Source organism: Pseudarthrobacter humi, assembly GCF_024294965.1.
GTDB lineage: Bacteria > Actinomycetota > Actinomycetes > Actinomycetales > Micrococcaceae > Arthrobacter > Arthrobacter humi.
Genome location: NZ_JANCLV010000006.1, coordinates 94,797 through 108,018 on the forward strand (window position 1 = coordinate 94,797; position 13,222 = coordinate 108,018).

General features: G+C 66.4%; 11 protein-coding genes. 3 read left to right on the forward strand and 8 right to left on the reverse strand.

Annotation, left to right across the window (positions count from 1 at the left end; translation table 11 throughout):
* Positions 1 to 206 precede the first annotated feature (206 nt).
* Complete coding sequence (locus NFC73_RS10735) at positions 207 to 644, forward strand: RDD family protein (RefSeq protein ID WP_254750035.1); 438 nt, start codon at positions 207 to 209, stop codon at positions 642 to 644.
* A gap of 103 nt (positions 645 to 747) precedes the next feature.
* Here NFC73_RS10735 and NFC73_RS10740 read toward each other — a convergent pair whose 3' ends face one another.
* From NFC73_RS10740 to lipB, 4 genes are all read right to left on the reverse strand, one after another.
* A complete protein-coding gene (locus tag NFC73_RS10740) occupies positions 748 to 1,104 on the reverse strand; it encodes a DUF3817 domain-containing protein (protein ID WP_254750037.1) in 357 nt (118 codons plus the stop codon).
* Between the two features lie 101 nt (positions 1,105 to 1,205).
* Entirely contained in the window at positions 1,206 to 1,958 is a 753-nt protein-coding gene (locus tag NFC73_RS10745) for a DUF4191 domain-containing protein (protein WP_254750039.1), read from the reverse strand.
* A gap of 86 nt (positions 1,959 to 2,044) precedes the next feature.
* Positions 2,045 to 3,052 carry a lipoyl synthase gene (lipA, locus tag NFC73_RS10750; protein ID WP_252609145.1) on the reverse strand — a complete coding sequence of 336 codons (1,008 nt, stop codon included), beginning with the start codon at positions 3,050 to 3,052 and terminating at the stop codon, positions 2,045 to 2,047.
* Positions 3,049 to 3,717: a lipoyl(octanoyl) transferase LipB gene (gene lipB / locus NFC73_RS10755; RefSeq protein ID WP_254750041.1), complete on the reverse strand. Its 669-nt coding sequence runs from the start codon at positions 3,715 to 3,717 to the stop codon at positions 3,049 to 3,051. Before lipB ends, lipA begins: the two co-directional genes overlap by 4 nt.
* A gap of 138 nt (positions 3,718 to 3,855) precedes the next feature.
* On the opposite strand from lipB, the gene NFC73_RS10760 reads away from it, so the two are divergent.
* Complete coding sequence (locus NFC73_RS10760; RefSeq protein ID WP_254750043.1) at positions 3,856 to 5,706, forward strand: serine/threonine protein kinase; 1,851 nt, start codon at positions 3,856 to 3,858, stop codon at positions 5,704 to 5,706.
* Between the two features lie 35 nt (positions 5,707 to 5,741).
* Here the strand turns inward: NFC73_RS10760 and NFC73_RS10765 are convergent, their stop codons facing one another.
* Complete coding sequence (locus NFC73_RS10765; protein ID WP_254750045.1) at positions 5,742 to 6,635, reverse strand: TIGR01777 family oxidoreductase; 894 nt, start codon at positions 6,633 to 6,635, stop codon at positions 5,742 to 5,744.
* Between the two features lie 74 nt (positions 6,636 to 6,709).
* Between NFC73_RS10765 and NFC73_RS10770 the strand changes: the two genes are divergently transcribed.
* Positions 6,710 to 10,174, forward strand: a complete 3,465-nt coding sequence (locus tag NFC73_RS10770) for a S41 family peptidase (protein ID WP_254750047.1) — start codon at positions 6,710 to 6,712, stop codon at positions 10,172 to 10,174.
* Between the two features lie 124 nt (positions 10,175 to 10,298).
* Here NFC73_RS10770 and NFC73_RS10775 read toward each other — a convergent pair whose 3' ends face one another.
* The 3 genes from NFC73_RS10775 to sucB form a co-directional block, all read right to left on the reverse strand.
* On the reverse strand, positions 10,299 to 10,727 hold the full coding sequence (locus NFC73_RS10775) for an OsmC family protein (RefSeq protein ID WP_254750049.1): 429 nt from the start codon (positions 10,725 to 10,727) through the stop codon (positions 10,299 to 10,301).
* 217 nt (positions 10,728 to 10,944) lie between these two features.
* Complete coding sequence (locus NFC73_RS10780; protein ID WP_254750051.1) at positions 10,945 to 11,295, reverse strand: hypothetical protein; 351 nt, start codon at positions 11,293 to 11,295, stop codon at positions 10,945 to 10,947.
* A 163-nt stretch (positions 11,296 to 11,458) separates the two neighbouring features.
* A complete protein-coding gene (gene sucB, locus NFC73_RS10785) occupies positions 11,459 to 13,174 on the reverse strand; it encodes a 2-oxoglutarate dehydrogenase, E2 component, dihydrolipoamide succinyltransferase (RefSeq protein WP_254750053.1) in 1,716 nt (571 codons plus the stop codon).
* Between the last annotated feature and the right edge of the window lie 48 nt (positions 13,175 to 13,222).

Below are 13,222 nucleotides of genomic sequence, written 5' to 3' on the forward strand. Positions count from 1 at the left end.
TTTCCCTGCTTGGGAGGTATTGCTTGAAACTGCTATCAGCCTATGGACACGTCATTTCCCGTCAGTGTCCACATTGTTTCGGGCAGGTTACAGAATGCGCTGTTCAGGTTACAGAATTGTCCTGACCAGGTAACGCTATCCGGTGTCCGTAGTGTGGTCCAACGGCTTCCACTCTGTGGTCGGCGGTGAGTCGGTAAGCTTGGACGGTGGTAGATCGCAATGACATTGGTTCCTGGCTCGGCGGACCGGATACGTCCGGCATCTCAAAGTACCCGGGGGAGCGCCTGGGATTGCCCGAATCCGGTTCCGGCTCCATCGCCAGGGCGGGCAGGCGCATCCTCGCCATCATCCTTGACTGGGGGATTGCCCTGCTGATCAGCAACTTTGCCTTCGGCGGTGACTCCTGGGCCACGTTGGCGATTTTCGCCGCGGAACAAATGCTGCTTGTGGGCACCCTCGGTTACAGCATCGGCCACCGCGTGGCCGGGATCCAGGTGCTGCGACTGGGCGGCGGGCCCGCGGGTCCAATGGCCGCCGTGGTGAGGTCAGTGCTGCTGTGCCTGGTGATTCCCGCCGTAATTTTCGATCCGGACCATCGTGGTCTGCACGACAGGGCGATGAACACCGTCCTCGTGCGGCGCTAGCAGTAATCAGGAACCCGGCCGTGCCGGTTCGCCGGCACCTGACGCCCGAGAACACCCTGACGCCCGAGAACACCTGACAGCTCCGAATACGGCCAGTGCGCCGTCAGACCCCCGCTGTTTCCTTTGTCCCGGCGGGAACAGCCGTGCGGGGCGTCAGGTGGCCGCGCCTTCCGGCCCAGCGTTCGAACGCGATGGTGGCGAACGGGAACACTGCAGACAGTCCTGCGAACAGGGCCACAACGAAGGGCCACCGCTGGAGCCGCCAGAGGGCGAGGGCGGCGATGCCGTAGCCCACAAACAGCGCGCCATGGATGGGTCCTGCGATCTCCACACCCAGTTCGGTGGTCTTGGCGATCCACTTGAAGTACATGCCCGCCAGCAGGGCAGCCCAGCTGAAGGCTTCGGCAACAGCCAGGATGCGGAAGGCGCGGATAACAAGGGTTCTCACGGGAATCGTCATGTAGCTATTTCCAATCAATGTGCCCGCCTGGTTCGGCGGCGTCCGGCAGACAAAAACCGCCCTGGTTCCGGCAAAGCCGGAATCAGGGCGGTTCAAGGGTCTCAGCGTCCGCGGTTGGGGCGCGCTTTGTAAGGATCGATTCCCTTGGGAATCGGGAGGCGGTTGCCCAGCGAGGAAATGCGCTTGGATACCGCATTCACTTCAAGCTTGGTCAGTTCGTTCTTGAGCTTGCCCATTTTCTTGGCTACCTGGCTGATGGGAACCTGGCCCTCGCCCTTGCCGCTTTCGATCATGTGGACCGTGACGTTCGGGAGGATGCGCGCGAGGCGTTTGCGCTCGGCGTCGAGCATTGGCTTGACGCGGATGGAGGGGCCTTCGCTGACGAGGACGACGCCGGGACGGCCGACGGCGCGGAACACGGCGTCCTGCGTGCGCGGGTTGACGGCAACCGGCTGGTCCTCGGTGATCCAACCGCGCTTCAGCGTGCCCAGTGCCGCGCCGGAGGCGCCGGGCTGGTTCTCAATCTGGGCGAACGCGGCGCGTTCGGCACGTCGCGAGAGGATCAGGGTGGCGCCGAGGAGGCCCAACGGAATACCGATGAGCAGGCCGGTGATCCAGTTTTCCAGCCAAAATCCGACCAGGAAGCTGACAGCCACAACACCCAGGAACACCAGCAGCATCAGCCACGGGACCATGGGATCATGGCGGCGGGTCATGTTAAAGACTTCGCCGATCTGCTTGAGCCGGCTGGGCTTCTTGACCTTTGCTTCTTTTGGCTTGCGCGAGAAGAGGCCACGCTTCGGGGCGTCAGATGCCGCCGGAGTGCTGTTACTGGAATCAGGGGAGTTCGCCATAGTTCCTCAATTCTACGTGATTTATGCCTGAGGGCCGGACGCCGGAGAATGTCCGGTGCCGGCCCTCAGGGATAGCAAACTACGGCTCAGGAATGGGCGGCGAGCAGTGAGCTGGCTTCCTGGCGGGTGCTGCCGGAGGACTCGATGTGGGCGAGTTCGGCGGGGATTTCCCAGCCCTTCTTGCGCATCGCGGTGGCCCAGAGCCGGCCGGCGCGGTAGGAGGAGCGGACCAGCGGGCCACTCATGACGCCGAGGAAGCCGATCTCGTTGGCCTCGTCCTGGAGGTCCACGAACTCCTGCGGCTTGACCCAGCGGTCCACCGGCAGGTGCCGCTCACTGGGGCGCAGGTACTGGGTGATGGTGATCAGGTCACACCCTGCCTCGTGCAGGTCCCGCAGCGCCTCGGAGATCTCCTCGCGGGTCTCGCCCATGCCCAGGATCAGGTTGGACTTGGTCACCATGCCCAGCTTGCGGCCCTGGGTGATGACATCCAGGGACCGGTCGTACCGGAACGCGGGCCGGATCCGCTTGAAGATCCGCGGCACGGTCTCGACGTTGTGCGCGAAGACCTCAGGCTTCGAATCACAGATCGCCGCGATGTGCTCGGGCTTGCCGGAGAAGTCAGGAATCAAAAGTTCGACGCCGGTGCCCGGGTTCAGCTCGTGGATCTTCCGGACCGTCTCGGCGTACAGCCACACACCCTCATCGGCCAGGTCATCCCGGGCCACCCCCGTGACCGTGGCGTAGCGCAGCTGCATGGCCAGGACCGAGCGGGCCACCTTCGTGGGCTCGAACATGTCCACCGGGGACGGCTTGCCCGTGTCGATCTGGCAGAAATCACAGCGCCGGGTGCATTCGGACCCGCCGATCAGGAACGTGGCTTCCTTGTCTTCCCAGCACTCGAAAATGTTCGGGCAGCCGGCCTCCTCACACACCGTGTGCAGGCCTTCCTTCTTGACCAGGTTCTTGAGCTGGACATACTCCGGACCCATCTGGACCTTCGCCTTGATCCACTCCGGCTTCCGCTCCACAGGTACTGCAGAGTTACGCTGCTCAACGCGCAGCAGCTTCCGGCCTTCTGGTGCCAGTGTCACAGGAGTGCTCCCTCAGGGCTTGAAACGAGTGCTTCTTCGTGCTTGCGAAATTCTTCCACGAACCGGTCCGCGATATCGCTCGGGGCGATGTTCCTGCCGGTCTCGATGGACATTGTGGTGACGCTGGCGTCGGTGATGCCACAGGCGATGATCTGGGCATAAGGCGCCAGATCATTGTTGCAGTTAATGGCGACGCCGTGCATTGTGACCCCGTCCAGGACGCGGATGCCAATTGCAGCAATCTTCCGGTCCGGGCCCTTGCTGTCAGCCGTGATCCACACGCCGGCGCGTCCCTTGATGCGCTCTGCGTTGATGCCATAGTCAGCCATGACCGCGATCATGACGGCTTCGAGCCGCTCAACGTAGTCTCGGATGCCGGACCGGTTCTTCAGCTTGAGGATCGGATACGCGATCAGCTGGCCGGGGCCGTGCCAGGTCAGCTTTCCGCCGCGGTCCACCGCAACGACGGGCGTACCGTCCAGCGGGCGTTCGTGCTCTTCCGTGAGTTTGCCCGCTGTATAGACGGCGGCATGTTCAAGGATGAGGACAGTGCTGGGCGCTTCGGCTGCGACGACCCTGCTGTGGATCCCGCGCTGCAGATCCCAGCCGCGCGTGTAGTCAACGAAGTCCGGGGCGAGACCCACCTGTGAAAACTCAAGAGTCATGCCGTCAAGCTTAGACCCCGATCCGCGACGGGTCCGGACATAGTGTCGGACCTCTCATGCACCGGTCGTGCTTTGTCGGATCCAGTGGGCCTGTGGATAACTTCTGCAGGCATTCCCGGATTCCGCTAGACATGAGTCATGGACGATTTCACTGCCCCCGTGGTTCCTGGGTTCCTGGTGGGCCGCGTGCTGGGCCGCGGGGGAAGTTCAACGGTGTGGCTGGTTACGGAAGAAGGGACAGGCCGCGAGTTTGCGCTTAAATGCCTCGGTGCAGGGCACAGCCGCGCGACAGATCCCGGCGAAGGCAGGGAAACCGGGGCCGACGCCGAGGAGGCCATCCGCCGTGAAATCCGCATTCTTTCTGACCTTGACCACCAGCACCTCATCAAAGCCCACGACGCCCTCCGTCTTCGCGAGCCGGCCGGATCAGCAATGACGGACGGAGGGACACTAGGGCTGCTGCTGGATTACGCGCCCGGCGGTTCCCTCGGAGAGCTGGTCGGCAGCAGGGCCAAGCTCACCATCGGGGAGACGGTCACCGTGCTCACCCCTATTGCCCAGGTACTTGGCTACCTGCACGGCCAGGGGTTCACGCACGGTGACGTATCGCCCGGGAACGTCCTCTTTACAGGTCATGGCAAGCCAATGCTGTCCGACGTCGGCATTGCCAGGATGGTGGGTGATGTTTCGGCAGTGCCGGACCATGGCACCCCGGGGTTCATGGATCCGGCACCCGTGGACGCCGTGCGGGCGGGGCTGCAGCCGGAACGCGACGTTTACTCGGTGGCGGCGCTGGGGTGGTACTGCCTTACGGGCCAGCCGCCACGCCGTACCGCCGACCGTCCGCCTCTTTCCCTCCTGCTCCCTGACGTTCCAGTCGAGCTGGCCGCGGCCCTGGAGGCTGGCCTTAATGAGGACCGGCGGCTCAGGCCCACGGCTGTTGAGCTGGCGACGGCGGTCTACCGAAGTGCCCCACCGTTGCCGGTGGACCTCGCCTCCTCCGTCCACGCCACGGTTATCCCGCAGCTGCTGACGCGGCGCCCCGTCCCGGAACATTCCGGCGGCGCGCTGCGGAATGGTCTCCGGGCCTGGCGGCGCCGGATCTCGACGTCGCGTTGGTCCGGGCTGGTGGGGGTGCGGCAGGTCCTTCCATTCCCGGCCGGGGAGAAAACGGAGATGCCCGGAGCAAGTAAGGCCGGGGCGCCAGCGGCAGGAAGCCTCGCCGCACCGGTCCAGGTGGGCGACGGTAACATGCTGGCGCTGCGAGGCAGACATGCCGTGGAACCTGTCTCGAAGGATCACGAATCCAACGACGGTGCGAGGCGTCGGACGGTGACGTCGTCGAAATCGGTGGCCCCGGGCCCGTCCCGGCGCCGTGTGCGCTCAGGGACGGCCGGGCACAATCGGGGCACAGTGCTGTTGCCGGTGGGAGCGGGTGCGATCCTGGCAGGCGCTATCTGGGCCGCCGGCGTCTTTGGGCCGGATGGTCCGTGGGGGGCGCCAGCTTGGCCAGAGGCGGTGGCGGAGAGTGCGGATGCCGGAGGGGTGGAACCATTGTTCGCCGCCACTGGCGTCGCGGCAGGCGCCGCGGCGCAGCTGACCTCGGCGGACCCGCTTCAAGCAGTCCAAGGACTGGCCGCGGTGAGGTCCGTAGCCTTCAGCTCCGGCCGGCTGGAGCTGCTGGATCTGGTGAATGCCCCGGGATCTGCTGCCGCTGCCGCGGATGCCGGTCTCAAGGCCGGGCTCCAGGAGTCCGGCCACGTCCTGGCCGGATTCACCAGTTCCGTATCGAACCTGCAGGTCCAGCCTGGCAGTCCACCCGGCCAGGTGGTTGTTGCTGTCACGTCAGCCACGTCGCCGTATGTGGAGAAAGACGCGTCCGGGGCAGTCGTGGCGGCGGGCACACCGGTGGCTGCCCGGAACCTCCGGCTGGTGCTGGTCTCCGTTGATGGCCGGTGGCGGATCACGGACGTCCTGCCTGGGTCCTGACTGGTTACACCAGCAGGCTGCCTCAGCCGGTTGAGTCAGTGCTTGGCCGCCACCCAGGCGGCGGCCTGGGCCAGTGACGGGTGCTGCCACTGGAAGCCGGCTGCTTCCAGTGCCGCCGGTTCCATCCGCTGGCTGGGAAGGATGAGTTCATCGGCCAGCTGACCCAGGACCAGGCGCAGGGCCGGTGACGGTACCCGGAAAAATGCCGGCCGGTGGAGCGCGGATGCCAAGGCGCCCACCAACGCGTTGACGTCAGCGCTTTCGGGGGCGCAGACGTTGACCGGTCCGTGGAGCCCGGAGTCCGCGAGGAACATAAATGCTGCGGCGACGTCCGGAAGAGTGATCCACGGCCAGTACTGCCGGCCATGGCCGAGTGGACCGCCCACCCCGAGGCGAAGCAGCGGCAGCAGCCGGCCCAGCGCGCCGCCTGCGGGGCTGAGAACAACACCGGTCCGTGGTGTGACCACGCGGACGCCGGCGGGCGCCCGATGGGCGGCGGCCTCCCACTCGACGCAGATACGTGACAGAACACCCGAGCCCGGCGACGCGTTCTCCCGGAGCTGGGCGGACCCGGAATCGCCATAGTACCCGGACGCCGACTGGCTGATAAACGTGCGCGGCGGGTCGTCAAGTGTGGCCATGGCCGCGGTCAGGGTGTCGGTGGCCGCCAAGCGCGAAGTTATCAGCTCGTCGATCCGGCGTCTGGTCCAGCGTCTGTCCCCGATCCCGGAACCGGAGAGGTTGACCACTGCGTCCGCGCCGGCCAGCGCCGCCGGATCCAGGCGGCGCGCTGCGGGGTCCCAGCGGATTTCGGCCGCGGACGTGGGCTCGCGTCGGACGAGGGTGGTCACGTCATGGCCGGTCTCTCGCAGCGTTGCGGACAAATGGGTCCCGATCAGCCCTGAGGCCCCGGCAATGACGATGTGCATGATCCATCTCACCACGGCCCGCACGCCGTCGGTACCTCCCCGGGACAGTTCCGGGAGTTGACTATGATCGAACGATGACTTCTTCGAGCTACTTCCGGTTTCCGCATGTCCACGGCGATCTGGTCACGTTTGTGGCAGAGGACGACGTGTGGATCGCGCCGCTCAGCGGCGGCCGCGCCTGGCGGGTTTCATCACTGCAGCTGCCCGCCCGCAATCCGCGGTTTACGCCTGACGGCAAACGGCTGGTCTGGACTGTCATCCAGGGAACCGCCCCGGAAGTGGTCTCGGCGGAGGTGGACGGCGGTGGCTACCGGCAACTGACGTATTTCGGCCACGCCACAACCAGGGTCAAAGGCTTCACGGCAGCCGGCGAGGTGGTGGTGACCAGCGCGTTCCGCCAGGCTGAAAGCCGGCACACCTACGCTTACAGCGTCCCGGTCGACGGCGGGTCGGCTGAGGAGCTCCCCTTCGGACCCGTCGAATCCGTGGCCTTTGGTCCGGAAGTGGGGGACGAGCGGCCGGTTGTCCTGGCCAGTGTGCTCTCCCGAGAACCGGCCTGGTGGAAGCGGTACCGCGGGGGCACCGCGGGCAAGCTCTGGATTGACGCCGACGGAATCGGGGAGTTCGAGCGACTGGTTCCCCACCTCGACGGAAACCTCGCAGATCCGATGTGGGTGGACGGGCGCATCGCGTTCCTGTCAGACCACGAAGGCTACGGAAACCTGTACTCGGTGCTGCCCGGCGGCGGCGATCTTCGACGGCACACCGACCACGAGGACTTCTACGTCCGGCACGCGTCCACCGACGGCGGGCGGGTCATCTTCGAATCCGCCGGTGAGCTCTGGATCCTGCACGATCTGTCCTCTGCCGCGGTACGGCTGGACATCTCGCTGGGTTCCGCGTCGCAATCGCGTCGCCCGGGCCTGCTGAAAACCTCCAAACATCTAGGCACGGTGGTGCCGGATGACAGCGGTACCGCCAGCGCAGTGGAGGCCCATGGCACCCTTCACTGGCTCCGTCACCAGGACGGCCCCTCCCGTATCGTCGAGGCCACCCCGGGTGTCCGGGCACGGCTCCCCAGGCCGCTCGACGGCGGCCGCCTCGCTTACGTCGCCGACCACAACGGCGTTGAGGCGATCTACATCAAGGAGATTGCCGCGCAGGTCCCCGACACCGTGGTCCCTGCCGTCACGGCAGCCCCCGCTGCCGTACCCGCTGCAGCCGCCCGGGACCAATCGGAAGCGTCACTGCCGCGTCCGGTTCCCGCGGCGGCATCGTCCGCACCGGTGATTGCCGACGTCGTTGTTCCGGTGCCTGATGACTCCCCGGCCGACGCCGCCCACGGCCCGTCGGAAGCCGAAGTCGACGCAGGACGGGCCGGCGTGCCGACCCGCATCGCGTTCCCGACGCCGTCACGCGCCAGCGCCCTCGAAGCGAGCCCCGATGGCCGGTGGCTTGCCGTGGGTACCTCCTTCGGGGATGTCTATGTGGCGGAAACAGCCACCGGTGTGCTTTCCCTCGTCACCAGCATCGGCGAGGGCAGCATCGCGGAACTCGCGTGGTCTCCTGACTCCCGGTGGCTTGCCTGGTCCGAACCCGTCACCTCGTTCGGCTCCCGGAGCCGGCTCCGACTGGCCAATGCCTCGGACCTGGCGGGCGGCATCGTCGAGGTCACTGACGGCCGTTTCTGCGACGGGTCCCCAAGCTTCACGCCGGACGGGAAGTTCCTGGCCTTCCTGTCCAACCGCAGCTTTGATCCGGTGTACGACGGGCACTCGTTCGACCTGTCCTTCCCCAGCCCCATCAAGCCGTACCTCGTGGCACTGGCCGCCACGACGCCGTCGCCGTTTGGCCCCGCCGTTGACCTGTCCCCTGCCGCACACGCGGACAGCGCGGACACCGCGGCAGGTCCCGCGGTCCGCGTGGATCCGGCCGGGCTGGCCCACCGCGTCATCGGCGTTCCGGTGCCCCAGGGCAACTACACGTCACTCACGTCAACGGAGGGTGCACTGCTATGGCTGGACTGGGCCCTGGCAGGCGTCACCGGCGACGGCAAAGCCAGCCAGGAAGACAAGGACGCCCGCCCCAGCCTGGTCCGGTTCGACCTGGCCCGCCGGAAGTCCGCCACGCTGGTGGAAGCCCTGGACAGCTACCGGCTCTCCGGCGATGGCAAGAAAGTAGTGCTGGTCAACGACAAGCAGGTCAGCGTGGTTCCTTCTGCTGCCAAAGCCGATGAGGAATCCGGCCAGCTGGTCAAGGTGGACCTGGGCCGCGTCCGCGTGATGATGGACCCCCTCAGCGTCTGGGGCCAGGCGTTCGACGAAGCTTGGCGCCTGCAGCGCGATTTCTTCTGGGCCGAAGACATGGCAGGACAGGACTGGGAATCGATCCATAAGCGGTACCGTCCGATCGTTAACCGGTTGGGGTCCCACGACGACCTGGTGGACCTGCTCTGGGAGCTGCACGGCGAGCTGGGCACCTCGCACGCATACGTCCGGCCCGCAGCCGTCACGGAAAACGGCAGCAACGGCCAGGGACGGCTTGGCGCAGACTTCGCGTTCACACCGGCGGGCTGGGAGATCACCCGAATCCTGGCCGGCGAATCCTCGGACCCGCTGGCCACCTCGCCGCTGACCCGGCCCGGCGCCGCCGCCATGGCCGGGGACGTAGTACTGGCCATCGACGGTGTGCCGCTGTCCGCCACCGTCAGCCCCGCGATGCAGCTGGTGGGCGCCGCCGGACGGGCTGTGGAGCTGACATTACGCAACGGAGCCGGGCATGGCGCCGAGGCAGGGGAGCAGCGGCGCATCGCTGTGATCCCGGTCAGGGACGAGGAGCGACTGCGCTACCAGGAGTGGGTGGCCGCGAACCGCGGGATCGTCCGGGAGGCCTCCGGCGGCCGCTACGGGTACCTGCACATCCCGGACATGATGGCCAACGGCTGGGCGCAGCTGCACCGCGACCTGGACACCGAAACTGCCCTGGACGGACTCATCGTGGATGTCCGCCGGAACCGTGGCGGACACACGTCCCAGCTGGTGGCGGAGCTGATTGGCCGGAAGGTCACCGGCTGGAGCATGCCCCGCGGCGAACGTCCGCGGACCTACCCGCACCATGCCCCGCGGGGTCCGGTGATCATCCTCGCCGATGAATTCGCCGGGTCCGACGGCGACATCATCACCCAGGTCTCCAAACTGCGGGGGATCGGCCCGGTGATCGGCACGCGGACCTGGGGCGGCGTAGTGGGGATCGACAACAGGTTCTCCCTGGCCGACGGCACGGGCGTGACCCAGCCGCGGTACGCCACCTGGTTCGGCGGCGGCGTGGGCTGGTCCGTGGAAAACTACGGCGTGGACCCCGATATCGAGGTGCTGTACCCGCCGCACGCTTATGCCGCCGGCAGGGATCCGCAGCTGGAATACGGGATCGGTGCGCTCAAGGAAATGATCCAGGAGCTGCCCACCGACAAGCCCCCGGTCCGCGAAGGCTACCGCCGCCTGAAGCCCGCACCGCTTCCGGCCCGCCGGCACGGCGAATAAGGACTCCCCGGCCCCACAGAACAAAGCAGGCCCTGCCCCTCCCGGTTAGTCCGGGCGGGGCAGGGCCTGCTCTGTCTCAGCAGCCTTCAGCGTTCATCGCGTACGCGGCAGCCGCCGGAGCGGATCAGGACTGCAGGGTCGCGTCGAGGGTGATGTCGATGCTGGCCAGTGCGCCGGAAACCGGGCAGCCGGTCTTGGCCTCGGCAGCGATCTTCTGGAATTCCTCTTCGGAGATACCGGGGATCTTGGCGGACATCGTCAGGTGGCTCCCCGTGATGCCGGTGCCGGGAACGAAGGTCACGTCTGCTTTGGTGTTGACTTCCTCCGGAGCGTGGCCGGCGCCGGCGAGGGCGTGGCTGAACGCCATCGAGAAGCAGCTCGCGTGCGCTGCGGCGATCAGTTCCTCCGGGCTGGTCTTGCCTTCGGCCGCTTCAGTGCGTGCCTTCCAGGTAACGTCAAAAGTGCCCAGGCCGGAGCTGTCCAGCGTGGTCTGACCCGACCCCGTGATCAGGTCGCCGTTCCATACTGTGTGCGCGGTGCGTGTTGCTGCCATGTCCACTCCTCAAAGTTGGTTCGAACCGGGACCGGCCGTTGCCTGGCCCCGCCGGTTCCAATCCTAGGGATTGAGCGGCGGCTGTGCACAGGGTGTCCGCTCTCAGTGGATTGTGACTGGACAACCCAGCCGCGTGGCGGTCACCGCCTGGCCGCTAAAACAGCGACGGCGTTCAGTTCCACAGAGGGGAGCGGCGCCGTCGTGGTTCAGCCGGCGTTCAGTTCCACAGCGTGGCGATGGCCACGTTGAGCAGTGCAAGTCCGCCAACTCCGTGGGCCAGGCCCTTGCTGATGTCCTCGCCCTTTTTGTATTTGCGGCGGCCGATGAAAGCCAGCACGCCCACGGCCAGGGCGATCGCGAACTTGATGCCCAGCTTGAAGTAATTCGCGTCCATGTCCAGGGACGGGATCAGGCCCATCAGCACAATGCCGGTGATGAGCTGAAGAGCTGCGCCGTCGAACTGCCGGGGGTGGACCGTGGGGGTTTTCATGTTCCCGATCCAGATGCCGATGATCATGGCGGCGCCGACGATGTGCAGGAAGACCACGATGTTGTACACGATAACCATGCGACCAGTCTACGCAGGGTTTCTACATCGTGTAGTAAGGCCTGGCCGCAGAGTCTCTGTGTCGGCGGAGACAGCGCTGCGCGTTAAACCGCGACGGCGGCGCACGCCTTCCGGTGGTTTCCCACCGGCGCGTGCACCGCCGTCGTTCGGTTCTGGCCTGGGGCTAGAGTCCCAGGTCAGCCTCGAAGGCGCCTTCTTCAAGGCGGGACTTCAGGGTCTGGAGGAAACGGCCTGCATCCGCGCCGTCCACCAGGCGGTGGTCGTACGTGAGGGACAGGTACATCATGGAGCGGATGGCGATCGAGTCGTCACCGTTCTCATCGGCCACCACCACGGGGCGCTTGACGATCGCGCCCGTGCCCAGGATACCGACCTGAGGCTGGTTGATGATCGGGGTGTCGAACAGTGCGCCGACCGAACCGATGTTGGTGATGCTGAACGTTCCGCCGGACAGTTCATCCGGGCCGATCTTGCCGTCGCGGGTGCGGCCGGCAACGTCGGCGATCTTGGCGGCCAGTCCGGCCAGGTTCAGGTTGCCGGCATCGGTGACGACCGGAACCAGGAGTCCCTTGTCCGTGTCCACTGCGATCGCCAGGTGCTCGGCGTTGTGGTACGTGATTTCCTGCTTGTCCTCGTCGTACGCAGCGTTGAGCTTGGGGTGCTGCTTGAGGGCCTCGGCCACGGCCTTGGCAATGAACGGCAGGAAGGTGAGCTTGACGCCGTTCTGGGCCAGGAACGAGTTCTTGGCCTTCAGGCGGAGCTTGGCAACCTTGGTCATGTCCACTTCATGCACCTGCGTGAGCTGCGTGGAGATTTCGAGGGATTCGCGCATACGGCGGGCGATGACCTGGCGGATGCGGGGAGCCTTCTGCGTGGTGCCGCGCAGGGAGGAGGCTGCCGGGCCGGCCGGAGCGGCGGACGGCTTGGCCGGTGCAGTTGCGGGGGGAGCGGCCTTGGCTTCTACCGCGGCGAGGATGTCCTGCTTGCGGATGCGCCCACCGACGCCGGTCCCGGAGAGTGATGCGACGTCCACGCCGTGCTGGTTGGCCAGCTTCCGGACCAGGGGAGTCACGTAGCCGGACTCGCCGCCGGCAGCAGGCTCGGCCGCGGGTGCCGGGGCTGAAACGGGGGCAGGTGCTGCTGCCGCAGCAGGTGCCGCCGGAGCAGCCTCTGCCTTGGGTGATTCGGCTGCCGGTGCCGGTGCGGCAGGCGCGGCGGCGGGTGCCGGCGCTGCTGCCGGTGCCGGTGCGGAGGCTGCAGGGGCTGCCGCGCCGGAGCCGATGACGGCGAGGACGGCGCCAACTTCGGCGGTTTCGTCTTCGTTGACACGGATTTCCTGCAGCGTTCCCGCGACGGGGGACGGGATTTCTGTGTCAACCTTGTCCGTGGATACCTCGAGCAGCGGTTCGTCCACTGCAACGGTGTCGCCCACGGCCTTCAGCCAGCGGGTGACGGTTCCTTCGGTGACGCTTTCGCCCAGTGCCGGGAGGGTGACGTCGTGGCTTTCGCCGTCCGAAGCGGCGGGTGCAGCCGCTGCGGGAGCTTCCGCAGCCGGTGCTTCTGCGGCCGGGGCCTCTTCAGCCGGTGCGGCGGGGGCTTCCTCGGCCGGTGCTGCTGCTTCGGGGGCTGCGCCGCCGCCGGAGCCGTCGCCGATACGGACCAGGGGAGCGCCTACTTCGGCGGTCTCGTCTTCGGCTACGAGGATTTCCTCGATGATGCCGGCAATCGGAGAGGGGATTTCGGTGTCGACTTTGTCGGTGGAAACCTCGAGCAGCGGTTCGTCCACCTCTACCCGGTCACCTACCTGCTTGAGCCAGCGGGTGACGGTTCCTTCGGTGACGCTCTCACCGAGGGCGGGCAAGTTAACGGATTCAGACATGTCGTCCCCGTTCTCCTTATTGATCTTTTGTGCGGATGATGGCTGGCT

Coding starts and splice junctions, on each gene's coding strand:
- lipB (WP_254750041.1), bottom strand. CDS start 3,717: ATGACTCTTGAGTTTTCACAGGTGGGTCTCGCCCCGGACTTCGTTGAC.
- NFC73_RS10740 (WP_254750037.1), bottom strand. CDS start 1,104: ATGACGATTCCCGTGAGAACCCTTGTTATCCGCGCCTTCCGCATCCTG.
- NFC73_RS10770 (WP_254750047.1), top strand. CDS start 6,710: ATGACTTCTTCGAGCTACTTCCGGTTTCCGCATGTCCACGGCGATCTG.
- NFC73_RS10760 (WP_254750043.1), top strand. CDS start 3,856: ATGGACGATTTCACTGCCCCCGTGGTTCCTGGGTTCCTGGTGGGCCGC.
- NFC73_RS10775 (WP_254750049.1), bottom strand. CDS start 10,727: ATGGCAGCAACACGCACCGCGCACACAGTATGGAACGGCGACCTGATC.
- sucB (WP_254750053.1), bottom strand. CDS start 13,174: ATGTCTGAATCCGTTAACTTGCCCGCCCTCGGTGAGAGCGTCACCGAA.
- NFC73_RS10780 (WP_254750051.1), bottom strand. CDS start 11,295: ATGGTTATCGTGTACAACATCGTGGTCTTCCTGCACATCGTCGGCGCC.
- NFC73_RS10765 (WP_254750045.1), bottom strand. CDS start 6,635: ATGCACATCGTCATTGCCGGGGCCTCAGGGCTGATCGGGACCCATTTG.
- NFC73_RS10745 (WP_254750039.1), bottom strand. CDS start 1,958: ATGGCGAACTCCCCTGATTCCAGTAACAGCACTCCGGCGGCATCTGAC.